Origin of the sequence: Haloarcula sp. R1-2 (genome assembly GCF_011627385.1) — an archaeon.
In the GTDB taxonomy this organism is placed as follows: domain Archaea; phylum Halobacteriota; class Halobacteria; order Halobacteriales; family Haloarculaceae; genus Haloarcula; species Haloarcula marismortui.
The window spans coordinates 1,517,238-1,543,352 of record NZ_JAANTG010000001.1 but is presented as its reverse complement, the minus strand read 5'-3'; the positions used below and the strand labels follow the sequence as shown (position 1 = coordinate 1,543,352).

At 64.6% G+C, this 26,115-nt stretch carries 20 protein-coding genes; 9 read left to right on the top strand and 11 right to left on the bottom strand.

Going from position 1 to position 26,115, the window contains the following annotated elements; genetic code table 11:
* Positions 1–55: 55 nt before the first annotated feature.
* Positions 56–775, top strand: a complete 720-nt coding sequence (locus G9C82_RS07850; protein WP_127013790.1) for an Rnase Y domain-containing protein — start codon at positions 56–58, stop codon at positions 773–775.
* A gap of 14 nt (positions 776–789) precedes the next feature.
* Here the strand turns inward: G9C82_RS07850 and G9C82_RS07845 are convergent, their stop codons facing one another.
* The 3 genes from G9C82_RS07845 to G9C82_RS07835 form a co-directional block, all read right to left on the bottom strand.
* A complete protein-coding gene (locus G9C82_RS07845; RefSeq protein ID WP_127013789.1) occupies positions 790–1,500 on the bottom strand; it encodes a CbtA family protein in 711 nt (236 codons plus the stop codon).
* Positions 1,500–1,706, bottom strand: coding sequence for a CbtB domain-containing protein (locus tag G9C82_RS07840; RefSeq protein WP_007189686.1), 207 nt, complete (start codon positions 1,704–1,706; stop codon positions 1,500–1,502). Before G9C82_RS07840 ends, G9C82_RS07845 begins: the two co-directional genes overlap by 1 nt.
* A gap of 69 nt (positions 1,707–1,775) precedes the next feature.
* A complete protein-coding gene (locus G9C82_RS07835; protein ID WP_127013788.1) occupies positions 1,776–3,935 on the bottom strand; it encodes a VWA domain-containing protein in 2,160 nt (719 codons plus the stop codon).
* 35 nt (positions 3,936–3,970) lie between these two features.
* On the opposite strand from G9C82_RS07835, the gene cobN reads away from it, so the two are divergent.
* From cobN to G9C82_RS07820, 3 genes are read left to right on the top strand one after another with little or no spacing between them, the layout of a single operon-like run.
* On the top strand, positions 3,971–7,909 hold the full coding sequence (gene cobN, locus G9C82_RS07830; RefSeq protein ID WP_127013787.1) for a cobaltochelatase subunit CobN: 3,939 nt from the start codon (positions 3,971–3,973) through the stop codon (positions 7,907–7,909).
* On the top strand, positions 7,899–8,630 hold the full coding sequence (locus G9C82_RS07825; protein WP_127013786.1) for a precorrin-8X methylmutase: 732 nt from the start codon (positions 7,899–7,901) through the stop codon (positions 8,628–8,630). The genes cobN and G9C82_RS07825 overlap by 11 nt, the downstream gene beginning before the upstream one ends.
* Complete coding sequence (locus tag G9C82_RS07820) at positions 8,623–9,387, top strand: cobalt-precorrin-7 (C(5))-methyltransferase (protein WP_127013785.1); 765 nt, start codon at positions 8,623–8,625, stop codon at positions 9,385–9,387. The genes G9C82_RS07825 and G9C82_RS07820 overlap by 8 nt, the downstream gene beginning before the upstream one ends.
* Before the next feature lie 22 nt (positions 9,388–9,409).
* On the opposite strand, the gene G9C82_RS07815 is transcribed toward G9C82_RS07820, so the two are convergent.
* On the bottom strand, positions 9,410–9,877 hold the full coding sequence (locus G9C82_RS07815; RefSeq protein WP_007189682.1) for a DUF2062 domain-containing protein: 468 nt from the start codon (positions 9,875–9,877) through the stop codon (positions 9,410–9,412).
* Between the two features lie 76 nt (positions 9,878–9,953).
* Positions 9,954–10,727 carry a CbiX/SirB N-terminal domain-containing protein gene (locus G9C82_RS07810; protein ID WP_007189681.1) on the bottom strand — a complete coding sequence of 258 codons (774 nt, stop codon included), beginning with the start codon at positions 10,725–10,727 and terminating at the stop codon, positions 9,954–9,956.
* Between the two features lie 170 nt (positions 10,728–10,897).
* Here G9C82_RS07810 and G9C82_RS07805 point away from each other — a divergent pair, with 170 nt between their 5' ends.
* Both G9C82_RS07805 and G9C82_RS07800 read left to right on the top strand, forming a co-directional pair.
* Complete coding sequence (locus tag G9C82_RS07805) at positions 10,898–11,386, top strand: cation:proton antiporter regulatory subunit (RefSeq protein ID WP_004964894.1); 489 nt, start codon at positions 10,898–10,900, stop codon at positions 11,384–11,386.
* A 34-nt stretch (positions 11,387–11,420) separates the two neighbouring features.
* Entirely contained in the window at positions 11,421–12,632 is a 1,212-nt protein-coding gene (locus G9C82_RS07800) for a cation:proton antiporter (protein WP_127013784.1), read from the top strand.
* 21 nt (positions 12,633–12,653) lie between these two features.
* Here the strand turns inward: G9C82_RS07800 and G9C82_RS07795 are convergent, their stop codons facing one another.
* Entirely contained in the window at positions 12,654–13,694 is a 1,041-nt protein-coding gene (locus G9C82_RS07795) for a zinc-binding dehydrogenase (RefSeq protein ID WP_127013783.1), read from the bottom strand.
* Between the two features lie 466 nt (positions 13,695–14,160).
* Here G9C82_RS07795 and G9C82_RS07790 point away from each other — a divergent pair, with 466 nt between their 5' ends.
* On the top strand, positions 14,161–14,355 hold the full coding sequence (locus G9C82_RS07790) for a XapX domain-containing protein (protein WP_004518274.1): 195 nt from the start codon (positions 14,161–14,163) through the stop codon (positions 14,353–14,355).
* A gap of 84 nt (positions 14,356–14,439) precedes the next feature.
* On the opposite strand, the gene G9C82_RS07785 is transcribed toward G9C82_RS07790, so the two are convergent.
* Complete coding sequence (locus G9C82_RS07785; RefSeq protein ID WP_127013782.1) at positions 14,440–15,156, bottom strand: hypothetical protein; 717 nt, start codon at positions 15,154–15,156, stop codon at positions 14,440–14,442.
* Between the two features lie 3 nt (positions 15,157–15,159).
* Entirely contained in the window at positions 15,160–18,612 is a 3,453-nt protein-coding gene (locus G9C82_RS07780; protein WP_127013781.1) for a CehA/McbA family metallohydrolase, read from the bottom strand.
* A 357-nt stretch (positions 18,613–18,969) separates the two neighbouring features.
* Between G9C82_RS07780 and G9C82_RS07775 the strand changes: the two genes are divergently transcribed.
* Positions 18,970–19,896, top strand: coding sequence for a nucleoside hydrolase (locus tag G9C82_RS07775; protein ID WP_127013780.1), 927 nt, complete (start codon positions 18,970–18,972; stop codon positions 19,894–19,896).
* 313 nt (positions 19,897–20,209) lie between these two features.
* The gene (locus tag G9C82_RS07770; RefSeq protein WP_127013779.1) at positions 20,210–21,898 is read left to right on the top strand and encodes a bifunctional UDP-sugar hydrolase/5'-nucleotidase; all 1,689 of its coding nucleotides are present in this window, start codon (positions 20,210–20,212) and stop codon (positions 21,896–21,898) included.
* A gap of 293 nt (positions 21,899–22,191) precedes the next feature.
* Here G9C82_RS07770 and G9C82_RS07765 read toward each other — a convergent pair whose 3' ends face one another.
* The 3 genes from G9C82_RS07765 to G9C82_RS07755 form a co-directional block, all read right to left on the bottom strand.
* Complete coding sequence (locus G9C82_RS07765; protein WP_233425841.1) at positions 22,192–23,349, bottom strand: iron transporter; 1,158 nt, start codon at positions 23,347–23,349, stop codon at positions 22,192–22,194.
* Between the two features lie 86 nt (positions 23,350–23,435).
* A complete protein-coding gene (locus tag G9C82_RS07760) occupies positions 23,436–24,743 on the bottom strand; it encodes a Tat pathway signal protein (protein WP_127013778.1) in 1,308 nt (435 codons plus the stop codon).
* Between the two features lie 152 nt (positions 24,744–24,895).
* Positions 24,896–26,071 carry a mandelate racemase family protein gene (locus tag G9C82_RS07755; RefSeq protein ID WP_127013777.1) on the bottom strand — a complete coding sequence of 392 codons (1,176 nt, stop codon included), beginning with the start codon at positions 26,069–26,071 and terminating at the stop codon, positions 24,896–24,898.
* Positions 26,072–26,115: the final 44 nt, after the last annotated feature.

The window sequence follows — 26,115 nt, the reverse complement described above, 5'->3', positions numbered from 1 at the left end:
TGTGGTGTCAAACTAACCGTTCGATAGCCGTAGCGTCTCGGTATAGGAGCCCAGTATGGCTGATAACACAGACCCGGACCACGAGGAGGCACAGCCGGCGGCGGACTACGAAGCCGACGACGACAGCACCGTCGATGACAGCGCCGACGACAGCGCCGACGACAGCACCGTCGACGACCGCCCAACCGAGCGCGAACGGGAGTTCGCGCAGATGCAGCGCCGGCTCAATGAACGGGAGATGGGCCTCGATCAGCGGAGCGCAGAGCTCGACCGGCGCGAAGAGAAGAGTGACGCCCGCGAGGAGGAACTCGACCGGCAAGAGGCGGAACTGGACGAACGGGAGTACCGGCTCGATGAACGCGAAGCCGCGCTTGACGACCGCGAGACCGACCTCGACAAGCGCGAGGCCGAACTGACAGAGTACGACGCGCAGCTTTCCGAGCGCGCCGCGGAACTCGACGAGCACGAGGAGACGCTGAACACCTACCTCTCAGAACAGATGTCAGACCTAGAGGAGACGGTCACCGGGACGATGTACGACGCATTGGAGCGGTACGAGAACCGGTCGGCTGGTCGGTTCGGCCCGACCGGTACGATGCTCGTCGGGCTGGCCGGCGTGGCGCTCGTCGTCGCCGGAATCGGGTTCGGCGCACTGGCGTCGGCTGGTACGGCCCCGTTCAGCGCCGGCGGGACGACGGCGAACCTCGTTATCGCCGCGGTCGTCGCTATCGTCGGGCTGGCGCTGAATCTCGGGACGGTTGCCGGAAAAATCTGAATCGTGTCGTTCCGTCAGTCTGCTGTCGCTGGATAGTCCAGCTCGTCCGCAGCCGCGGTGTCGTTCTCGCCGAGCCACGTGTGTACACCAGCGATGGTGGCCCACAGCACTAGCTGGCCGAACACGACCGTCCAGCGGTAGGCCGCGACGAGCGCGGCAGGCACGTCACCGTGGACCGGGTTTGCCGGTGCGAGCGCGACCGGAACTGCGAGCAGTGCGAGCGGCAGCGCCATGGCTCCGAGTCGAATGGCGGTGTGGTGGCGCGCTGTCCGCTGATACGCGAGCCCGGCGAGCACTGCGACCAGCGCCCCCAGTGCCATCAGGCCGGCGTACCAGGCGAGGCGCGTCTCTGTCCCAAGCGCCTGCTCGACGCCCGGTGGCTGTGGCGGCAAGACGAGCCACGGCGCGCCGGAGACGGTGAGAAAGCCGGCTCCCGCAAGCGCCAGTCGCTTCGTCGCGCCCGAGCCGGGAATCGCGGGTTCGAGGAAGAAGTACGCCATGCCGAAGACGGCGACGCCGAACAGCAGGCCCCAGAGGACGCCGCCGCCGATGCTTACGACGGTCGTCGTGAGTTCGGAGACGACGGGGCCGCCCCCGCCGTGGCTGTGCTCGAATGTCTCCAGTCCAGCGGTGAAGGCGTTCCCGACCGTCGCGATGAACAGGCCGTAGACCAGCCCGCCGGCCACGCCGGCCATCGCGCCGCGTTCGAGGTAGTCAGTCGCCATCAGTGGCAGGTGATGCCGGCGCTGTGGCGGAAGTTGTGCAGTGAGTCGTGCAGCATTGGGTCCTGCACGAACAGCAGCGTGAAGCCGAGCGCCGCCACCAGCGCGACGGCGATGGCGATCTGTGGGCCAGTCAGGGATGCTCTGGCGCGTTCGATACGGTCGTACACGCTATCCGTCGCGTGTTTGGTATCAGTGTCATCCTGCATTGAAATCTCGTTTGTCTTAAGAACAAGTAAGATTGTAAAACTTCCGCCTGATACAGCGCCGACCAAGAGCTACTGGTCGCTGGCGACGGCATCGACGCGCTCCGCGGTCAGCGCGTCCAGTGAGACCACTGACGCGTCCGTTTCCTCTGCAACGAGGTCAAGTAATCCAGCACGGCCCGCTTCGCCGGCATTCACGACGATGGTCCGGGTGGCTGCTTCACCGAGCGTTCGCGCCGCGGTTCTGGTCGCTGCGACCGGACTCCCGTCGGCGGTGTTCGCCCGCCCGTCGGTTACGACGATGACGACGCCGGCATCCGGGTCCGCCCGGTCGAGCACTTCGCAGGCGGCCGTCAGCCCGTCCGGCAGTGGTGTCCGGTCGCCTGTGGGGAGGTCTTTCAGGTGGCGTGCCGCCAGCGAAACGCTGTCAGTGGGCGGGAGTACCACGTCCGCGCCCTCGCCGGCGAAGGTGACGAACGCGACTTCGTCGCGGGCCTGATAGGCGTCTTTCAGCAGTTCCAGTACTGTGCCTTTTGCGGCTTTCATCGCCGGGCGCATCGACGCGCTCGCGTCGACGGCGAACACCACCAGCGTCTCGGCGTCGCCTGCACGAACGGACTTCCGAAGGTCACGTGACTCGACACGGCCGCTCCCGCGACTGGCCGCCGCCCGGACCGACGCTGCGGCGTCGACCTCATCGTCCCGGCCGGCGCGCTCGGTTCGGACCGTTGCACCGCGTTTCGTCCCTGTCGCGCTCGCACGGCCGCTTGCGCTCCCACCGTCTGTGTCGACCGACGGGGCATCCACGTCGGGTGCGCCGCTGTCGCCGACTGTGGCGCGGGACTGGCCCGGCAGCAGCGGGGTGGCGTTTTCCGGGTCGTCGGACTGGTTGGACTCTCCCTCCCCACCGTCGTCTCCGGCCGCTCCTTCGCCGTCGCCGGCCTCTGCTTCCTGCCGCTCGCCGTCGCTGTCGGCCGAAGCGGGCGTCGGCTGCTCGCCGCGCTCGCCTGACTCGTCGTCGCCGTCCTCGCCGGATTCTCCGCTGTCGTCCGGGCGCTGCTCCTGCTGTTCGCTTCCGTCCTCACCGCCTTCGGAATCGGCTCCGTCGTTTACTGACTCGTCGCCGGCCCCCGCTTCCTCGTCGCTGTCCGCGTCACCCCCCTCCTCACCGCTTTCTTCGTCATCGGCGGACTCCTCCTCAGCCTCGCCCTCCTCGTCCTCGAAATGGTCGTCGAGCACGTCGTCCACGTCCGGCGCGTCCTCGAACGGTCGAGAAGTGAGCCGGTGAGGGAGCGCAAACTCGGCGGCGCGTTCGATATCTGATTCGAGCACTGTCGTCCGCCCGTCCAGCGCGGCGAAGGTTCTGGCCGCCCGCGCTGTAGCGATATCGCCGCGGTGGCCGTCGAGGCCGGCGTCCCGGCAGAGTTCGGCGATCTGTTCGCGGAACTCGCGGGCGAGGTCGACCTCCGGAAGCAGGTCGCGGGCGGTCCGCAGGCGCTCGCCCGGGTCGCGGTCGGGTTCGCTCTGCATCTCCTCGTCGCCGCCCTCCCCGAGCGCCTGGTCGATGATAGCAACGCGGTCGTCAAGGTCCTCGCAGGCGCTGACTTCAGTCTGCAGGGCGAAGCGGTCCCGCAACTGCGGGCGCAGGTCGCCTTCTTCGGGGTTCATCGTCCCGACGAGCGTGAACTCGGCGGGGTGGGTGACGGTGACGCCGTCGCGCTCGACCCGGTTCTGGCCGCTCGCAGCAGCGTCGAGCAGCACGTCGACGAGGTGGTCGTCCAGCAGGTTCACCTCGTCCACGTAGAGGATACCGCGGTTTGCCCGGGCCAGCAAGCCGGGGTCGAACTCGTGGTCGCCGTCGAGCGCGTCGGCCACCGACAGCGTCCCGACGACGCGGTCCCGGGTCGCGCCGAGGGGGAGCGTGACGAGTGGAACCGAACGAGTTTCGACCGGCGGGTCTGAGCGTGTCCGGCAGTCTTCGCATTGCTCGTCGGGCCGGTCTGGCGGACAGCCGTAGGGGCAGTCCGCGACCGCGCGCTGCTCGGGCAGCAGGTTGGCAAGCGCGCGCACCGCCGTCGACTTCGCTGTCCCCTTCTCGCCGCGGACCAGCAGGCCGTCGAGGTCGTCGTCCGTCGCGACCGCGAGCAGGCCGTCCTTGAGGTCGCGCTGGCCGACGACGGCCGCGAACGTCGGTCCCTGCGAAGCTTTTTTGCCCGCGCCGAATACAACCATACTTGTATTAGTGCAAACGGAGATTTAATAACGTTATGCCACAGCTAGGACTCTACACCGCGACGGAGAACGAACTCGGGGCCGTCCAGCGGGCCGCGGGCGAGGTCGACGCCGACCTCGTCGTGCGCTCGGAGAGCGACCTCGACGACGAGCCAGCGGTCGAGGCGTTCGTCGACGAACTGACCGACGCCGACGCCGTCGTCCTCTGGCTCCACGGGGCCGAGGACAGCATGCCCGGCTACGAGATGGCCGTCGAGCGGTTGCGCGAGGCCGGCGTCCCGCTCGTGGTGAAAGCGACGGGCGACGCCTTCGCCTTCGAGGACACGTCGGTTCCGGAAGAGCACCGCGACACCGTCTACGACTACCTCGAGAAGGGCGGGGCGAGCAACGTCGCCAACTGCCTCCGCTACCTCGTGGCGCAGTACGGCGACGCCGACCCCTCGTACGACGAGCCGGTGACACTCCCGACGGAGGGCGTCTACCATCCCGACCATCCGGGCGCGAGCATCGAGGACCTGCGGGCGACGTTCGACCCGGCGAAACCGACCGTCGCCGTCTGGTTCTACGAGTCCCACTGGACCCACGAGAACACCCGCTACGTCGACGCGCAGGTCCGGGCCATTGAGGCCCACGGGGCGAACGCGCTCCCGATATTCTGTGAACCGGCGACCGACGCCGAGGGCCAGTGGAACGCCGAACAGGTCACTGAGGAGTGGCTCCTCGATGCTGACGGCAACCCGCTGGTCGATGCAGTCTGCTCGTCGTTCATGTTCTCGCTGTCGATGGACGAACGCGGCCGCAGCGCCGACGACGAAGGCCAGAGCGCCGAGGACGTGTTCCTCGACAAACTCGGCGTTCCGGTCATCCAGACCGTGACGACGATGCGCTCCCGGTCCCGGTACGACAGCAGCGATACGGGCGTGATGGGCTTCGAACTCGCGCTTTCGGTCGCGCTGCCGGAGTTCGACGGCAACGTCATCACCCACCCCATCTCGGGTAAGGAGCGGACCGACGACGACGCCGATATCGGGAGCGCGCCGAAACAGCACTTCCCCATCGACGACCGCATCGACCACGTCGCGCGGCTGGCGGTCAACTGGGCCGAACTGCGCCACACCCCGAACGACGAGAAGCAGGTCGCCGTCGTTCTGCACAACTACCCGCCCAGCGACGACGGTATCGGGACCGCCTTCGGGCTGGATTCGCCCGAGAGTACAGTGAATCTGCTGGAAGAGCTGGACAGTCGGGGCTATGACCTGAGCGACACGATGCCCGAGAGCGGCCAGTCGCTTGTCGAGCGCTTGACCGCCCAACTGACCCTCGACGACCGCTGGGTCGCGCCCGAGGACGTGCGCGAGCTGAGCGTCGACACCGTCTCGCCGACCCAGTACGGCGAGTGGTTCGAGATGCTTGACGACGACTTCCGTGAGAACGTCGTTGAGGAGTGGGGCGACCCGCCCGAGCGCCCGTTCGCAATTCCCGGCGTGGAGTTCGGAAACGTGCTCGTGACAGTCCAGCCCCCACGCGGGTTCGGCATGGACCCCTCGAAAGTGTACCACGACTCGGACCTCCAGCCGCCCCACGACTACGTCGCGTTCTACCGCTGGCTCCGCAACAGCTACGAGACGGACGCTGTCGTTCACCTCGGGACTCACGGCAGTCTGGAGTGGCTGCCGGGCAAGACTGTCGGGCTGGACGGCGAGAGCGCACCGGACCAGCTCATCGACGACATCCCGAACGTCTACCCGTACATCGTCAACAACCCCGGCGAGGGGACCCAGGCGAAGCGGCGCTCCTACGCCGCCATTGTCGACTACCTGACCCCGGTGATGGCCAATGCCGGGACCTACGACGACTTGGCCGACCTGGAAGAACTGGCCGACCGCTACCGCGAGGCCGGCATGGAAGACGCCCGGACCGACGACGGCGAGCACCTCGCCGAGCAGCTCCGCCAGACCGTCGACGAACTGGACCTCGCCGTCGAACTCGGCATCGCCGGCGAAATCGACGAGAAGGCCGACGTACGTGGCCCTGACGAAGCCGGGTCGACGCTCGCTGAGGGTGACGTGGCTGGCGACGACCTCGACATTGACGCCCTCGTCGAACGGGTCCACGAGTACCTCACCGACGTGAAGACGACGCAGATCCGGAAGGGGCTGCACACGATGGGCGAGCCGCCGGCCGACGACCGACTGGTCGACTACCTGGTCGCGCTTACGCGGCTGGAGAACCCCGGTGCGCCGTCGCTCCGCGAGAGCGTCGCGGGCGTGCTCGGTGTCGACTACGACAAACTCCGCAACGCCCCCGGCGAGTACGACGAGACGCTGGGGATGACCTACGCGGAGGCCGCCGACCACGTCCACGAGACCAGCAAAGACCTCGTCCGGACGCTGGCCGAACACGAGTTCGACGTGCCCGAGAGCGAACTCGAAGACAACACGTCGGAGGTGAACATGAACCTCCTCGTCGTGGACATCGAACCGCTCGGGGACGCTCGCGTGCGGTCGGGCGCTCACGAGGACCTGCGCGAGGCGCTGGCGTACATCTGCGAGGAAGCGGCCCCGCGGGTGGCCGGCGCAGCCGACGAGATCCCGCGAACCGCCGACGCGCTGGCTGGTGAGTACGTCCCGCCGGGCGGCTCCGGTGCGCCGACCCGCGGCGGCGTTGACCTGCTCCCCACGGCCCGGAACTTCTACACGCTCGACCCGCGGAAGGTCCCGGCCAAGACGGCCTGGGACGTGGGCAGCGAGGTCGCCGACGGCGTGCTGGAGCGCCACGAAACGGACGAGGGCGAATACCCCGAGGAAATCGGTGTCGTCGTCTGGGGCACGCCGACGGTCCGGACCCGCGGCGAGACAATCGCACAGGTGCTCGCGCTGATGGGCGTCGAACCGGTCTGGTCCGACGCCGGCCGCGTCGAGGACATTGAGCCGATTCCGCTCGAGGAACTCGGCCGCCCGCGCATCGACGTGACGACGCGCGTCTCCGGCCTGTTCCGGGATGCCTTCCCGGCGGCTGCGGGGGTCGTCCACGACGCCGTCGACGCCGTCGTCGACCTCGACGAGCCCCACGAGATGAACTACGTGAAGAAACACGTCGAGGAGGAGACCGACGACCTCGTGGCCGACGGCATGGACGAGGGCGACGCCGAGAGCGCGGCGAAACACCGCGTGTTCACCACCCGCCCCGGCGGCTACGGCGCGGGCACGAACAAGGCCGTCGACGAGGGCAACTGGGACGACCGCTCGGACCTCGCCGACGTGTACGTCCAGTGGGGCGGCTACGCGATGGGGTCACGCGGCCGAGTGAGCGACGCTCACGACGCCTTCGAGCGCCGTCTATCCTCGGTCGACGCGACCGTCAAAATCGAGGACACCGCCGAACAGGACGAGTTCGACTCCTCGGACTGGTACGCGTTCCACGGCGGGTTCATCTCCGCTGTCACGGAAATCGCCGGCGAGGAGCCGAACTCCTACGTGGGCGATTCCTCGGACCCGGACAACGTCGACGTGTACACCAACGAGGAGAAGGTCCGGAAGGCGATGCGCGCCCGCGTTCTGAACCCCTCGTGGCTCGACTCGATGGAGGAACACGGCTACAAGGGCGCTGGCGACCTCTCGACGACGGTCGACGTGGTGCTTGGCTGGGACGCCACGACCGACGTGGTCAGCGACACCCTCTGGGAGGACGTGGCCGAGCGCTACGCCTTTGACGAGGAGCGACAGGACTGGCTCCGGGACGTGAACCCCTGGGCGCTGGATTCGATCACCGACACGCTACTCGAAGCTATCGACCGCGGGCTCTGGGACGCCGACGACGAGACCCGGGACCGCCTGCGGGACCTGAATCTGGAAGTTGACGGTGACCTGGAGAGCCGAGCGACGGGGGGTCCGGAGCGAGGCTCTCCGAACGAGCGAGCGGGGAGCAGTGCGACCCGCGAGCAGGACGAGGAGGTGACTTCAGATGACGACTAACACGGACGATGCGACAGACGGTGACGCGAACAGCGACGACGGCTTCGAGGAGTACGCCGACCTCGGCGCGACCACCTCGAACGCAATGGACATCGCGGAGACGTCGATGGACCGCGTGCGCGAACTCGTTCCGGACGAGACGCTGGCCGATCGGATTCGCCAGAAGTCCGTCCACGCGACCGGCGACCCCGAGTTCCAGCACCTCGTTCGCTTCACCGGAGCGGACGACGACGAGCCGGTGCGGGCCGGTGCGCAGGCAGTGCTGGACGAACAGCCTATCGTCACCGATATCACGATGGTCAAGGCCGGCATCACCGGCCGCGGCCACGACTGCCCAGTTCAGAAGGCCATCGGCAACGGCGCTGAGCTGGCCGCCGAAACCGGGATGACACGCACGGCCGCGTCAGTGCTCGAACTCGACAAACAGGGTGTCTACGACGGCGCTATCGCCGTCGTGGGAAATGCCCCGACAGCGGCGCTCGCGCTTGCAGATTGCATTGAGGACGGCACTCGGCCGGCCGTCGTCGTCGCCACGCCCGTCGGCTTCGTCAAGGCTGCTGAGAGCCGGGAACGGCTCCGCGAGGTCGCCGCCGAACATGGCGTCCCGACCATCACGAACGTCGGCCGCCGCGGCGGGAGCGGGCTGGCCGCCGGGCTGACGAACGAACTGGTGCACGTCGCGTCGGACGTGCGGGAGGGCGACGTTTCGCTGGATGACTGAGAACGACGACTACGACCTCGATTCGGGACCAGACCCAGCCGATATTGCGGCGAGCGCGCCCGAGGACCCCGACGCGGACGGGCCGGTCCACGCCGTCGGCATCGGCCCGGGCAACCTCGATTTCCTGACGCCGCGCGGCGAGGAGGCGATCCGCGAGGCTGACGTTGTCGTCGGCTTCGAGACAGTCGTCGAGTTCGTCGCCGACCGGACCGATGCGGACCTCCTGACCTGTGGTTACCGGGACGAACTCGACACGCTGGACGCCTTTGCCGAGCGCGTGGCCGGCGGCGAGCGCGGGACTGCGGTCGCGATGGGCGACCCGAACCACTCTGGCTACCAGTTCGTGGGGAAGGTCCAGCGTGCCGTCGACCGTCCGGTTCGTATCGTGCCGGGCATCTCCTCGCTCCAGATCGCTGCCAGCCGTGCTCGGACGCCGATGGAGGACACGACATTTGTCACGCTGCACAAGAGCGGCGACCTCTCATCCGATCTCGACCGGCTTCGGAACGATGTGGGCGACCGACACCTGCTCGTGCTGCCGCGCCCCTTCGACCTGATGCCCGAAGACATCGCAGCCGAGCTGTTGGATGCCGGCGGCGACCCCGAGCTACCGGCGCTGGTCTACGAGCGGCTCACCCACGATGACGAGGCTCGGACCGCAACGACGCTCGGCGACCTTGCGCAAGATGCTGGCGGCAACAGCAAGGACGACACCCGGTTCTCGGATCTTTCGGTGTTTGTCGTGCGGCGGGAGTGAGGTCGTACTGCGACAGTCGCTATTAGCTGACCGCAGCCGACCCAGCCTGCCGCTGCCTGTACTCGTTGATCAAACGGAACGCGAGTACGTACCCGACAGCCGCGAACACCACGGCCAGAATGACGTTTCCTGTCCATAGTCGGACCAGCACGTCGCTACCCATCGAGACAGAGACACCGTCAAACGACAGGCCGGGCACCGGCCCTAGAATCTGGTTCCCGAGCCAGAAGCTCGACGCGTACACGCCCCACTTGACCGGCGGATTGAGTATCAGCACGGACGCGAACAGCGCGACCTTGCTGAGCTGTTTGAACAGGTACGCGAGGACGAGGAAGGCGATAAAGCCGGTGCCAAGCGTCGGTAGTGCGGTGAGGAACACGCCGACGCTGAAGCTCATCGCGACTTCTCGCGGCGAGTGGTCTTCTATCAGCGCAGCCACCAGTTTCTCTTTGACCTGCTCCCGCGTCTGCGCTACTCGTCGGCGTACCATCTATGTGCCAGAACGTACCGTGGGTACAAATCGCTTCCTCTCGTTCTGAGTCCGCGGTTTTGCCGCTGCGACAGCCCTAATCACCCTCGCCGTCGGTCGCCATCGGCCGGTTTGTTGCGGCCAGCGTCGCCTCGAAGGTCTGCGGTGTGCGTGTGTCGGCCATCGTCCGCGCCGTCTCGACGGCGGTCGCGACGGCCTCGGTGACGAGCGGGTGGTCACCCAGTGTGTCGGTGTAGGCGAGCCCGCCTCTATCGAGGTCGAGTTTGGCGGGGATCTGTGACTCGGTCGCGTCGGTTGGCGCGAGAAAGAGCGGCACGGCGACAGCGTGGTCGTGGGCGAGGTTGTACCTGACACATTCGACAGCCGGGTTCTGGAGCAGATAGCACGGTTCGACCTCGCCGAAGGCCGAGCGCTCGCGCAGGCGCTCGGCGTGGTACTCCGTCACCTGCCGCTGATACGGTTTGCCGCTGGAGCCGAAGGCGACGAGCGCGACGGAGGAGTCAGCGGCTTCCGGGACCGCAGCGGCGGCACGGTCACGGATCGCTTCGGTCAGTAGCGGGCTGCGACCGACTGGTTCACAGTAGTGCGTTTCAGCGTCGATTTCGTCGAGTGCCGCCGGCACGTCTGTGACTGTTGAGTGGTCGTGCGCGACGGTCATCGGCAGCGCGAACACGCGGTCGGCATCGATGGCTACCAGTTCGTCGCGTAACTCCCGACGGGGTTCGTGGTCGTAGGTCAGCACCGTCACGTCGGTTGCTACGCCGCGCTCGCGCAGGCGGCGAGCGTGTGTCTCGAAGGGCGTAGCGCGTGACGTGTCCCGACCGATGAGCAGGAGTGTGTCGTGTGGCATTGGTAGCTCCCAACGCTAAAACAAGCTGAGTTGTTTTAGCGAAAGTTGGCTTGCCTGAACGTTGGCAGGAACCCACTAATACCTTTGGGTCCCGCCTATCGGGTGCCGGCGACCCGCTAACTGAGGTCCGGGCACAGAGGCTTATACGCAGTCGAACGCAATCCCGGCGTATGGACGTGACCGAGAGTGACCTGCCCGGCGTCGGAAAGAAACACGAGGTAAACATCGGCGGTGGACAGCAACTGGTCGTCGTGACCCACAACACGGGCACTCGCGAACTGTACCTGAAAGAGAGCGCGGACGCCGACTCCGAGAAACTCCTCGAACTCTCGGACCGGATGGCCCGACTGGTCGGCACGATACTCGAAGGCGCGTACTTCCAGCCGGTCGAATCCAGCCACGTCGAGACGATGCTGTCGGAAGGGACGCTGCTCGAGTGGTACGCGGTCGAGGCGGACTCGCCACTGGTCGGCGAGACACTGGCCGGTGCTAACGTCGGGCAGCGAACCGGCGTCACCGTTGTCGCGATACAGCGCGGCGACGATGTCATTCCCGGCCCCACGTCGACCGTCGAAATCGAGGACGGCGACACTGTTGTGGTTATCGGCGAACGCGACAACTGCGAGTCATTTGAGAAGCTCTTGGCCGGGGACCTGTAGATGGTCAGAACCGAGTCGCTGGGGGGCTGCTGTCGTGGCTGACCTGCTCGGCATCGGTGTGTTGTTCGCCGCCGTTGCAGCCGCTACGCTCGTCGCGGTGTGGCTGAACAAGTCGGTGATCCCGTTGTACATTGTCATCGGGATGGTACTGTCGCCGTCTGTCGCGGGGCAGGTTACCGTCGCTGGCTACGGTCTTCCGGTTGTCGAATCCTCGGAGTTTATCGAACTCGGCGCGGAGCTCGGTATCGTCTTTCTGCTGTTTTTCCTTGGCTTGGAGTTCAATCTGGACCGGCTGCTGGACAGTTGGGAGCGCATCACCAGAGCGGGGACTATCGACCTCGGCATCAACTTCGGTGTCGGGCTCGTGCTCGGGTTCGCGCTGTTTCGGGACCCGCTTGCGGCCTTTCTGGTCGCCGGCATCGTTTACATCTCCTCGTCAGCTATCATCACGAAGTCGCTTATCGACCTCGGCTGGATCGCCAACGACGAGGCCAACCCAATGCTCGGGACGCTCGTGTTCGAGGACCTGTTCATTGCGGTGTATCTCACAATCGCCGCCGCGCTCGTCACCGGTGGGTCCGACCTCGGGGCCGCCGCGACCTCTGTCGGCGTCGCGCTCTCATTCATCGTCGCGCTCCTGCTGCTGGCCCGTTACGGGACGCCATGGTTTGAGCGGGCCTTACAGACGACCTCGAACGAGTTCACTGTGGTGCGGGCCGTCGGCATCACGGTTTTCATCTCCGGGCTTGCCCTCGCTATCGGCGTTAGCGAGGCCGTCGCCGCGTTCTTCATCGGGATGGCCTTCGCCCCGACCACTCACACGCACAAGCTAGAACGACTGCTGGAGCCCCTCCGCGACACGTTTGCGGCGGTGTTTTTCTTCTGGATCGGCGTCGAGACCGACCCGCGACTGTTCGCCGGCGTCGCAGGGCTCGTCGTCGCCGCTATCGTCGTCACGACGCCGACAAAAATCTTGTCGGGCTATCTGAGTGGCCGTGCGTACGCCCTCACCCCGCGCCGGTCAATGCGCGTCGGCCTCGGGATGGTCACTCGTGGTGAGTTCTCCCTGATTATTGCCGCCGTTGCCCTGACCGGGGCAGGCACGTCACTGTCGACCGAGTTGGCAAACGCCGTCTACTCGTTTACCGTCGCATACGTCCTTCTCATGAGTATTCTCGGCACAATGCTGATGCAGTACTCGGCTCCCTTCGAGGCGTTCGCGACGGCTCGGTTCGGAGCGGAGTAACGACAAAAACGAAGGGCGGACCTACAGTTCGCTGTCGGGAACGACCACGACCTTCCCGAAGCCTTCGCGGTCCTCGATTATCTCGTGTGCCCGGGCGATTTCGCTCATCGGCAGCGTCTCGCGGACTCGCGGCTCCATCTCTCCCTGCCAGACCAGATCCAGCACTTCATCAGCCTGCCCTGGGGTGGCCATCGTCGAGCCGATGACCTGCAACTGATTCCAGAAGATGCGGTTGATGTCCGTTTCCGGGTTGCCGCCAGTCGTCGCCCCGCAGGTGACGACCCGGCCACCCTTGACGAGGCTCTTGAGCGAGTCCTGCCAAGTCTGTGCGCCGATGTGGTCGACGACCATGTCGACGCCGCGGCCGTCGGTCAGGTCCCGAATCTCGCCCGCGAAGTCCGTCTCCTCGTAGTTGATTGTATGGTCCGCACCCAGTTCTTTGGCGTAGTCGAGTTTCTCCTGGCTGCTGGCGGTCGCGAACACCTCAGCGCCGGCGTGGTCGGCAATCTGGACGGCCGCGTGGCCCACACCGCCAGACGCACCGAGCACCAGTACCGACTCGCCGGCCTTCAGGTCGCCGCGGTCGCGCAGCATCCGCCAGGCGGTCTGGAACACCAGCGGCGATGCGGCGGCTGTCTCCCAGTTGACGCCCTCGGGGACTGGGGTGAGATTCTCCGCCGGCACGGCGGCGTACTCGCTGTGGACACCCCGGACGTGCTCGCCGATGATGTGGAAGTCCGGTGCGAGTGTCTGGTCACCCTTGCGACTGAACTCGTCGCCGCCGCCGCTCTTGCCGGCGAGGACGGCCACCCGGTCGCCCGGTTCGAACCGCGAGACACCGTCGCCGACCTCGTCGACAACACCCGCGGCGTCACTGCCCGGAATGTGTGGCATCTCGAGGTCGATGCCGGGAAGCCCGCGCCGCGTCCAGATGTCGAGGTGGTTCAGCGCGGCCGCCTTCACGTCGATGACCACCTCATCGCGGCCCGGTTCGGGGTCGGGAAACTCGCCATACTCAAGCACATCACGGTCGCCGTGACTGTCGAACTGAACGGCTTGCATCGTCATCACTTCCCGTGGCTTGGTTATAAACGCCAGCCTCCCGGACGATACTGAGCGTGGTTGCTCCTCTGGCGGTATTCAGCCTGTGCGTATATAGCCTTATAGCCTTCTACTTTAAGATTATTTGCATACATAATGGGATAAGTGTCTACAGTGAAACCGCTCTTACCGTTTTCCACTCTCTACGTGGCTAGATATACCAGAGACAAACTTAGAAAATGAGTATGTACCTCTCGAAAATACCTTATTCGGATAGATGGATGTACTTCTTGGTATTACAGACCTATCTGCGGTTGGTGTGTGCTACTCTCAACCATTGCTGGCCTGATGAGGAGCATACTTACCGCTCGAATCCGTTCTATATGCCACCAATGGCACACACTTCAAACACACCCGTCGGCCGCTTTTGGGGCGCTTCGACACCCGATTGCGTGGGTCCTCGCTGCAGAGCAGTGGTGACCGACCGATGAATCTCTCACTCGTTATCGTCGCGACGATGACCGGCGTCGCTACCGGCGTCGTGTTCGGACTGCTGGATGTTCCCATTCCGGCCCCGCCGAACCTCGCCGGTGTTATGGGAATCCTCGGAATCCTCGTCGGCTATCGCCTCATCGAGTACTTCGATGTCGGCGTCAGCCTGCTGTCGTTGCTGAAAGTCTGAGCAACGACACGGCGTTTTTCGAACCGAATCGTACTCTCTCCCATTCTCAGAACGACGGTGACGGCAGTAACTACACCGCTGCCGTCAGTGGTCTGCGTGCTCGGTTCCGTTGTGCTGGTGAGTGCTTTCGGTCCCGCTGTGGTCGGTTTCAGCGTGGTCGTGGTCGCGCGTGCGGCGGCCGTGGTACGTGTCGAGCGTCCGTTCGAGCAGCGCGGTCCGCGTCTCGTGGCCCTCGGCGACCGGTTCGACCCACCGCGATTCGGTTCGCCAGTAGCCCATCACGTCGCCGGACGGCTCGATTACCTCCGCGTCGAGGCCTTCGACCCCCCAGTCGTCCGTGTACGCCTGGATGAACGAGACGACGACCGTCTCGATGCCGGCCGCGAGTTCGTGGCTGCGCGTGCTCTTCGTGACGTAGGTCAGTCTGATGCGACTGTCTTCGACGGCGAGGGAGTCAATATCGACGAACCACTCGCGCAGGTGGGATTCGAACGCGGCGAGTTCGGTGTCGGCAGCGATATCGGCTTCGTCGTCACTACCGTCGTGGCTGTGTCCATCGCCGTGGTCGTGACCGCCGTCTGTGTGCGTGTGGCCGTGCGCCTCGTCGTGGTGTGCCCCATCGCCTGCCTGTGCGGGCGTTTCACTTGTCTCGGACGTTGCCGCCGAGCCGCCAGCTCCGGTCTCGCCCGGCTGGCCGTTCTGTGTACCGCCGAGGCTGCTACAGCCGGCGCTGGTCACCGCAGCCAGCGCGAGGGTTCCGAGGAACCCACGCCGACTCCGTCGCTGGCTGGTGTCCCGCATGGCTCAGGTCCTCCGCCGCGTTGCGAGCAGCGCTGCACCGATGAGTGCAAGCAGCGTGACGACGGCGGTGAACCCGGGTCCGGACGCGGCGGTCGTCTCTGACTCCGCGGTTGCAGTGTCATCCACCGCCGTTGCTGCTGACTCGCCCTCGGTGTCTGGCGCGGCAGTCGCCGTGGCTCCGCCGGACTCGCCGTTGCCGTCAGTCCCGGATTCGGCTTGCTGACCGGCCGAAATCCAGACTGGGCTAGTCAGCGCTCGGTCGCCGTCTTCGTCGACGACACGGAAGGCGACCCACGCGTTCCCGTCGATATCAACGTCGGTGCTCATGGTGTCGTTCGTGCCGTCGAGCGTGACGTTCGAAACGGTCGTGCCGTTCCGAATGACCTCGGCGTAGGCCAGTTCGTCGAGGTTCCGGACCGTTGCGGACGCCTCTACGGACGACCCGGCGGTCGTGTTCACGGTCTCGCCAGGCATCCTGTCCTCGACGGTGAACTCGACGGCCGGACCGTACGTCGCGTACGTGTGCCCGTCTTTCACTGACTGGGCCCACTTCTCGGGCGTGACGGTCCCTTCGACGTATGCCCGGGTGCGGGCGCTCCCGTATTTCGCCGGGAAGCACTGCGAACAGTGGTCGTCGCTGACCCCGGTCGCGGTGATGTCGTAGCCGTTGTTCCAGAGGGTGAACAGCCCCTGCACGCTCGCGGCGTCGGACTCGCCGTACGGGCCGTTGTACGCCTCGATGGCGTCGACCATCGGGAGGTACTCCTCGTGCTGTCCGGGCGCGCTGTCGAGGCTGACGAAGCGGTCACCCGGATGGTTGATCTGGAACACCGTCGCGTTGTGTCGGCTGCGGGACTCCTCGATGAACTCCACGAGGGTCCCGTCGGAATCAATCATCTCCTCGCCGTGCAGCGGATAGGGGTTGAAGTGCCCGAGGTCGCCCGTGGTGATCTCCTCACTCCGGACGAACATGATGTCGCGCTCCTGTGCCTGTGACTGCATCGACCCCCAGCCGCCGATGGCGTTGTGGTCGGAGATGAACACTGCGTCAACGCCCGCCGATTTCTGAATGGCGACGAAGTTGTCGATGGGCGTCTTGCCGTCGAAGCTGACGCTGCTGTGGGCGTGGGGGTCGATGCCGACCCAGTTGCGTTCGCTTGGGTCGAGTTCCTCGGTGAACGTCGCGTTGACGCTGACCGATTCGCCGGGCGTCACCGAGATGTTCTTCTCGACCGGCTCGGCGATGTAGCCCGTCCCGTGGTTGAACACCAAGGTGTAGTTACCGGGCGGGAGCTGGAACGAGGCCGTGCCGGCCGGCGTCGTCCGGGTGTAGACGGTCTGGACCGCGGTGCCGCCGTCGAGCACCGTAATCCGGGCATCGGCGGGGCTGACCTCGCCCTCGTCGTCTATCGTTGCGGTGACGTTGACGGGAGCCGGTCCTTCTAGCGAGTCGAAGTCGGCGGTTGTCGCTTCGCCGCCGCTGACGGTGACGGACTTGGGCTCTGATGCTGCGAACCCGCTGGCATCGGCCGTCAGCGTGTACTCGCCGGCGGGGAGTTCGAGTTCGTACGTTCCGGTCTCCGAGCCGACGGTGTAGGTGAACGCACGGTCGTCCTTCGAGGCGGTGACTGTAGCCTGTGAGACGGACTCGTTGTCCGTACTCTCGATGCTGCCGGTCACCGTCCCTGTCTCGGTTCCCTGCTGCTTGTTGTAGTACTCGCTGGTCGCGCTACTTGACCCATCTTCGCCGACGAAGAAAGCGAACTCCGCTGACCGCGTTTCGCCGGGGTCGAGGCGGTGTTCGAGCCACGGGTCAACCCAGGTTGTGGACCCCGTGTACGAGGTAAATGAGCCGTTCCCGCCCCAGACGCCGTAGCTCACGCGGTCACCGGTGAGCGCGGCCCAGGGCTGGTCGAGCGTGTCGGCACTCACTGGTGGCGAGCGCGTCTCTTCGATCGTTCCCGAGCCAGGGAGCCAGGTCGACTGCCCCTCGGAACTCAGTGCGGCCCCGCTCTGGAGGCGCTCGGAATCGTTGATCGGGAGGCGCTGGTCGCCGCCGTTTTCCATCGTGGTGTTGATCCAGATGTGGCTGGAGTTGGCTGGCAGCGTGTACGTCGTCGTAATCGAGACGTTCGGATTCGTGCTGACGTGGCCAGTCGCGGTGACGACTGCCGCGCCGTTTGGCCCGGTTGCGTTCTGGCGCTCGAAGGACTCGTAGACGGGCCACGTCCCGAAGTTGTTGAACGCGAACTCGGCGACACCGATCTGGTCGGTCGTCAGCCCGTACGCGTTGGCGTCGTAGATACCGCCCGGCAGCGTGCCGAAGGGTCCGTTCGTCTCGGTACCGATGGCGGCGGCGACTTCGCTGTTTTTCAGCACAATCGTCTCGTTTGCTGGCGTCTCGCCGCCCTTGACTCGCTCGCCGGTGACGGCGACCGGCCTGTCCGGTCGCTCGACGTGGCCCGACGAGGCCAGCCACTTCACCGTCCGGAAGAGGAACGGCCGCGTATCGGTTTGCTGGTGTTCGGCCTGCCACTCGTCGGTGAGATACGTCGTGAGCGACTTCTGACTGCCGAAGGCGACGACGCGGCCGTTGTCACCGATATCCCACGTCGCGGCCGCACCAACGATGCGCTCGCCACGGGGGTACTCCTTCTCTGTCGTGGAGTAAGTGTACTCGTAGGTATCGCTGTCACCGTACAGCAACGGGGCCTGCGTCCCGTTGTCCGTGTCGGTCACGTTGAGACTGACGCCGTCGTACTCCACGGTGTCCACGTTGTTCATTATCGGATGTTGGCCCGTGTTGTGGAGCACAACTCGCCACTCGTAGTCTTCAACTGTCTTGTTGGTCGGGTCCTGAATGTTCCGGAGCCACTTGTCGCTCTCGCCGTTGAAGTGGAGCCCGTACGGGTCGGTGATGTCGTTGAGCTTGCCGGCGTGACCCTGTAGCGGTGAGGTCCAATCCCCGACGACGAACAGGCTGCCGCCGTTTCTGACGTATTCGTCGATCGCATCCTGTTCGGCCTCGCTATAGGCCGTCTGAGGGACGGGAATAACGACCACGTCGTAGTCCGACAGCCCGTTCGCGGCCGAACTGTTCCACGAGGTCAGCCCGCCGGTCGTCGACCGTTTCGTGTCGACGTCGTACCCGCGTTCGCTGAGTCGGTTTGCGAACTTCGTGAACGTCGAGCCCTGATGACTCCCGTCGATCAACACGTCGACCCCGGCCCCACTGTTGTTGAGATCGACCGAATTATCAGGCACTGGACAACTACTGTCAAGCTGACAGGTCGCCCCACCAGCTGCGGCTGTCTGTGTCGCTGTCTGGCTATTCGCCGTTACCAACTCGTTTTGCTCGCTCGGTACAGCAGCGGCACTTCCAAGGAAGCCGGTGCTGACCACCGACAGAACGAGTAGTACGCTGAGTAGTACTGGTCGTATGTGATTTCTGTCCATCACTTCCCGTACAGTATTATGACTATATAGTTAAAATTTGTGATAGACGCACTATTTCCGGATACTGACTGTTGTCTGTAACGAACGACCAACTTCGCCTCGTCCCTTCGAACCGTGGCTCGGATTTCGACTCTGGGGATGGGCCGACTCTTTGCTGTCCCCTGCTATCACACCGCCTGGCCAGTATAAGACGGCGTTGACGGACACACCTGATCTGTCGGCCACACATTCCGACACACCGATTGTGGTAGCGACGATGGCCCGACAGATCGTCCACAGGTCTGTCTACAGCGGTGCTTCCGTGTTACATCCGGTACGTACCAGCCTTTAAGACCCGATGGGCGGAATTTCGGAGGTATGTCACGCAAAGTCTTCTTTGATACGGACCCTGGCTGCGACGACGCGGTCATGCTGGCGATGGCGCTCGGTCACGATGCAATCGATGTTGTCGGTCTCTCGACTGTCTGCGGGAACACGACTATCGAGAACACGACGCGAAACGCCCACGCGATACTGGGCCTCGGTGGCTACGACGTTCCGGTGTCCCGGGGCTGTGGTCGCCCGCTCGTCGACGACCTCACGACCGCCGAGTGGATTCACGGCGAGAACGGGCTCCACGGCGACATCCCCGACGCCGACGGCAACACACGGGATATCCACGGGGCCGATGCAATCGTCGAAGCCGCCCACGAGTACGGCGACGAACTGACGATCGCGGCCGTCGGTCCGCTTCCAAATCTGGCGATTGCACTGGCCAAGGAGCCGCGGTTACCCGACCTCGTTAACGATATCTATCTCATGGGTGGGGCGGCGATGACGACCGGGAACGTGACGCCGATGGCCGAGGCCAACTTCCACAACGACCCCGCGGCGGCCAGCCGCGTCCTGCAGGACGCCACCACGCGGATGGTCGGGCTGGACGTGACCAACCGCGCCACCGTCTCTCCCGAGTTCATCGAGGAGTTCCGCACGGCCGATGGCATCCGAGGGACTGTCGCCCAGTGGCTCGACTACCGGCCCGACTCCGGAACCTACCCACTGGCCGACGCGCCGGCCATCCACGACGCCGCTGTCGTCGCCGACATCATTGACGAAACGGTGCTCACCTTCGAGGAGTACCACATTGAGGTAGACACGACCGGCGGTCCCTGCCACGGGGCCGTCATCTGTGACGAGCACGGCACGACCGACAACGACCCCAACAATCGTGTCGCTGTCGACATCGACGTCGACCGATACCGGGACATCCTTGAGACGGGCCTCCAAGCCTACGCGACGCAGTAGCGGCCGCTTGCTGTGTCGGTTCTGCTATTACAACGCCCTGATAACACCCGTGAAACTGTCTTCGGGGCGAAAATCCGATGAGCCGACAGCCTGAAGCCACGGAAACCAGACCACTGAGGCGCGGACTGCTCCACCGCTGCAGCACGAGTGTGTCCGAACTTGCGCTACTGTGCTATTGCCGACCGAATGCCAATATGGCACAAGTCTGTGATTCACTTTGTACAATATTACCACACCAGCGTCTGTGTGGATTATTTGTTGTAGTTCCGTCAAATTAGCACCCAGCAAACATTTTATATAAACGTTCAATCTAATGTATGCTGTGTCACGAAGCAACAAAGAAGACCTAGAAGCCGCTTCAGCGGACCGATCGGAGAACGATACGACGAACACACCAGTCGACCGGCGGAAGTTCCTCTCGGCTACTGCTGCACTCGGCGTTGCGGGAATCGCCGGCTGTGCTTCCAGTTCCGACAACGGCACCGAGCAGACCGACGAAGCATCTACAGATGCTGAGGAGACCACGACCTCATCTGGCACGGCCGAGAGCACATCTGAACCTGCAACGGGCGAGGTGACGCTCGTCCACGACACCCACGTCCACGGCAGTTATGGCGACCTCGAAGAGGCGGCGAACATCGCTACCTACTTCGACCTGATGAATCAGATCGCGGACAACAACGACCACTCAATAAAGGTCGGATCCGGCGACGACCTGGCCACCTCTATTCTCTCCGCACAGTTCGACGGCAAACACATCGTCGACGCGTTCAATGAGGGCGGGCTGGAGTTCGACACGTTCGGGAACCACGACTTCGACAGAGGGCCGGACGTGTTGCGGGACCGCATTTCCGACAGCGAGTTCCAGTGGGTGAGCGCGAACGCCCGCAACGCACAAACGGGCGACGTGTTCGGCGCTGAACAGGGAGCGAGCCAGTACGAACTCGTTTCGGCCGGCGATGTGACTGTCGGGCTCACGGGCATAATCAACGTCGAAGCGCCGACGATCACCACCATGGGCGAGACGACGGAGGTCCCGGGCCTCGAAGCCCCGGTCGAGGAAGTCGTGACCGAAATGCGGGACGACGGCGCTGATCTTGTCGTCGTGCTGTCCCACGTGGCAAGCCCGGCCGCCGTCGAGCTCGCGGAGTCTGTCGACGGTATCGACGTCATCGTCGGCGACCACGCCGCGACGTTCTCCGAGGAGCCCCAAGTCGTGAACGACACGGTGCTTTCGTTTGTTGACGACGAGTACGACTACCTCGGCGAACTGACGCTCACTGTCGAAGACGGGGAGCGAACCGACCACAGCCTGACGGTGTACGACACCGCTGCCGCGGTTGATGAGGGCCGCGTCGAACCGCACCCAGGTGTGTTCGAAGTCGCGGAAAGCTACGAAAGCAAGCTCAGCGACGAGCTCGACGTCGTCATCGGAGAGACAACCGTCCCACTCGATGCCCGCGAGGACACTGTGCGTTCCGAGGAGTCAAACTTCGGGAATTACATCGCCGATGCGCTCCGCAGCCACGGCAACGCGGACGTCGCAATCCAGAACGGTGGGGGTATCCGGACCGACGAACTCTACCCCGAAGGGGACATCACGAGACGAATGGTCTACAGCGTCCTCCCGTTCGGGAACAGCCAGGTGACCATCGAGGTCACCGGTGAAACGCTGGTCGAGGCACTGGAGCTCAGTTCGACCGGCGGGGGCGGATTCCTGCAGGTGAGCGGTATGCGCTACACATACGACCCGGACAAATCGAAGGGCGACCGCGTCACGGAGGTAACAGTCGGTGGTGAGCCACTCGACACCGAAGCGACCTACACCGTCGCAACGAACGGCTTCACCGCCACAGGCGGCGACAGCTACACGATGTTCCAGGACGCCCCGAGGATTATCGACGCGAACGAGGGCGAACTGCTGTCGGTCATCGTCGAGGACGCAATCGAGGAGGACGGGACGATTTCGCCGTCGGTCGAAGGCCGAATCAAGACAGAGTAGCTACGAACATGGATTCGCTTGGCCGACCATGATTGTCTCGCCGCTGTGTGCGGCGTGTCCTACACTGGGCCGCATCGCCGTCGTGCGCTCTCTCGGCGTCGGTCGTCTGGCATCCCAGCGCCCGCCTTCCGTGCGATGGTTGTAGCCGGGTTCCGTCGTCTCGGCGGTAGCAGATTCTCTCCCGATGTGGCACTCTGGCCCGGAGTTGCATCTCGATCGTAGCTGACAGTACACGGCCAGGCCATGTCTGGCGTGAGAACTGTCGTCTCCTCGCTGTGTCCCCGAGTAGCCCCCTACGTCCCGTCTCCGAGCGTGAGCGTCGTGTCGTCGAACTCCAGAAACGCAGTCTGGTAGCCGCGATGTCGCGCGACCTGTGGCGGGGCCCCGACCGAAAGCGTCACGTCGTCACCCATCGCGATAGCAGGGAACGGGGCACCGTAATGATACCCCAGTTCGGGGTGAATGGCTGCCTTCAGTGGCTCGCGGACCTCCTCGCCGGCGTTGGCCACAGTTGCTCGGAGACCCATGAACGGGAGGGGATACTGGTTGTACGGCGTTCGAGCGGACACGGCGAGATACGGACCAGAGCTGTCGATTCCGGCCGGAGCCCTACGCAGCACCTGCACCACAAATTCCGCAGCACCACTTTCGATGATCCCGCCGTGTTCACCCGGTAGCGACGCTGCATCCGCCAGCCTTCCGTCGGGCTGCATATCCGTCTCCATCGGTTCGAGCGCCCCCGCTTGTCCCGCCTCGTCGACGAACCGCTCGCGAATGTTGTTCGTGATGTCGGTTCTGAACAGCAGGTCGAACTCGGCGTCCACCGCGTCGGTGAACCGCCCGCGATACTCCCCTAACTGCCGCGCTGAGACCGGGTCAAACGAGAGTTGCACCGTGTACTCTCCCTCCTCCGGAAACGCGACGTTGTCCCCGAAGTGTGGGCCCATCTGCTGGGACAGCATCGGCCACAGCGACTTTTCGGTCACACTGTCGCCGCTCGCGGCATCTCGAACCTCGACAGGCGGGCTACCCAGCGGGATGCGCTGGTTGTACTCCGGGTCCCACACGGTTGCCATGAGATGCAGTCCCTGCCCGTCCTCAATCTGTACGTAACTCTTCTCCTTGCCAGTTAGTATCCAGAAGTCGTGAAGCAGTGTATAGGACATCGCCACCATATACGGTCCTACCTCCGCCATACCGACCATCCGCATCCCGTCTTGATGTGCCGGGATGTGCACTAATGGCCGTTCCTGGGCAGACGCTGTCGGGAGCTCATTTCCCCGTCCCTGTTCGGTTCCCTCGGGCGTCGATTCGGTACCGCCAGGTGCAGCCTCGGACGGGGTCTCGTCCGCGGCGTCATCCCCCGTTGCACAGCCGGCGACACTCACCCCAAGTGCTACCCCGCTCGTAGCGATGAAGTCCCGGCGCGTCGGGTTTCTCCTGGGCGACATGGTATCCCTCTGCTCTCGGAAAGGATAAAAAACCTTGTCAGGATAGACCGTCGCCGTCGTTCGGGCGGACTGTGGGGCCGGCTGGGTCACGACGGACGGGGGAACGAGCGTTTCGAGCGGGGCGGGAGCAAGTAGTTCCCGCGTCGAACCGTCGTAACGTATTGCAGTATCCCGTTGTTGTTCTTCGTACCGACGCCGCCGACATTCGCAACGTCGTCGCCGTTCATGGCGTTCCGGGTCCGGATAAAGTCCGTTATGCCCTCCTGAAGACTGAGGAAGTGTACTCCGGTTTGGCCATCGTTTACCGTCGCGAAATCGCGCCGGAGGAGCCGTGGGTCACCGCCCTCATCTCGTGCACGCGCGAGTTTCTGTGCGTGCCCGACCACTCCCTTCTCAAATGCGTCGTCCTCGACTCGGTCAGCGACGCCAGTCTCCGCTACGAGCGACGAATCACCGAGGTTGTCGCCCACGCCTTCGACCAGGTTCTTCGCTGCGTGCGTCGCCGAGAACATCTTGGCGACGCGCTGTTCCCGGGAGTCTTGGTTGTACCACTGTTCCAGTTCCGTGTGTAGCAGTGAGAGGTGTTGCGTGGTCCCGCCCGCGAACGGCCCCTCCGCGATCGTTACGCTGTCTTCCGTCGCCTGATTCTGTCGAAACCCCGATTTGAAACCCATGAACAGCGGTGCATCTTCGGGGACCGCGCCGTCCGGAACGCCATCCACGTCGTCGTGTTCCGCCGGGAGCCCCGCACCGATAAACCCTGTCCGTCGGTCGATCAACTCGACCGTCCCGTCTATGGTTTCGGTGACTTCGCTCCCGTTTGCGGTCTCCAGCTCACCGAACAGCGCTTGCTTGGCCTCCAGCACCGCCGAAGCGCGGTCGCTTGCCAGATGAACGAGGAGATCCGGGGTATCGAACGACGGGTCCTCGAAAGGGGCCAGCGCCGCTGGCTGTGGCAGGTCGACCAACTCGGAGAGCGGTTCGTCATACCGGTCGAAGTACGCTGGGGAGTAGCCGACAGTAAACAGAAGCCCGTCAGACCCCCACCGATACGTCTCCTCTAGCTCGCGAAACGCGTTCTCCGCTTGTGTCCGGTCGCCATCATTGACCGGTCCGTCGCCAACATAGTCGGCCAGCAACAACACATGGTGCCGAGCCGGCACCGGATTCCCGTGCTCGTCGGTTCGAGAGAACTCGTTCCACGCGTGCTGTCGACTCGGTAGTTCAGCCTCCGATTCGGTGCCAGCCGGCCGGTCGGTACCGCGGTCTGTCCCTCCCGCCTCCGTTGGCTGCCCCTCCAGGTCGAGGCAGGCTGCGAGCCCTGTCGACCCTCCGAGGGCGACGGCTGCGCGGAGCGTTTCCCGGCGGGTCAGGGTCCTGTCTCCGTCTGTCATCAACTACTATCCGTTCGGACGATTCCGGCATAAGTATTCGCCTGGGACCCAACAGGACGACGCTCGGCGGCCTGTCCCCGCGAACGACGGGACGGCTCGCTACTGCGGCAGTCAAAACGGACGGAGTGCGCTTACCGGGAAAAACAGTGCCGCTATTCGTAGACGTGGACGCTTCCGGTAGTGTTGTCCTCGATGTAGTCCCAGTCGTACTCCACGCCCAGGCCGGGACCGTCAGGGACGCTGACCGTCCCGTCGTCGTCGACCGCATCCATCAGGTCGGAGTAGCCGCCCTCGTACACCGGCGGCTGGGTGTTCTGGCAGTCCGGGTGGACCAGCGCCATCTCGTAGTAGTTCGAGTTCCGGCAGGCGGCGATGCAGTGGCGCTGGGCGGGACCGGGCGCGTGGAACTCCACGTCGAGCCCGAACGCCTCGGCCATGCGGGCCACCTTGATCGCGCCGGTGATGCCCGCGTCGTACTCGGGGTCGGCCCGGAGGAAGTCAGTCGCCTCGCTTGCGGCGAAGTCGGATTTGATTTCCAGTCCGCGGATGTGTTCAGTCTGGAGGATCGGCGTGTCGAGCTTCTGTGCCAGCTTCTTGTGGGCGTGCTGTGAGATACCGCCGTCACGGAACGGGTCCTCGTACCAGAAGAAGTCCTGTTCATCGAGCGCCTGACCCAGTTCCAGCGCGTCGGCGAACGTCTCCAGTTCGCAGGCCGGGTCGTGCATCAGGTCCATCTCGTCGCCGACTGCTTCGCCGACAGCGTGAACCGCTTCGACTTCGCGGTCGAGGCTTCGAGAGTCGTCGCCGCCGCCCCAGCCGTGGATTTTGAAGCCGCCGAAGCCCTCGTCGCGGCACTCCTCGGCGAAGTCGGCGAAGGCTTCGGGCGAGTCCAGCCCCCCCGCATCGTCGCCGTGGTACGTCGACGCGTAGGTGGGAATCTGCTCGCGGTAGGTTCCCAGCAGTTCGTGAATCGGCGCGTCGTAGTACTTGCCGGCGAAGTCCCACAGCGCGATGTCGATTGGGCCGATGCCCATCCGGTCGTACTTCCGGAGCGCGCGCTTGCATTCGGACCAGTGCTTCTCGCGTTTCAGCGGGTCTTTGCCAATAAGATACTGGGCAATGATGTTGTACTGGGCGGCTGCCGGCGAGTTGCCGCCGACGTACTCGCCCGTAATTCCCTCGTCAGTATGGATCTGGACGCCGAATAGTTTCCGCGTGGTTGTCTCGCCAGGCGCATAGACTAGATTGAAGCCGTGCTTGTCGGTCCCCACGTCCTCGAGAGGGTACTCGAACTCTCGGCTTTCGATCTTCGTTATTGTTGGCGACATTTGCCGGACATACTGTGGTGGGGGTATTAAAGCTACCCCGCGAC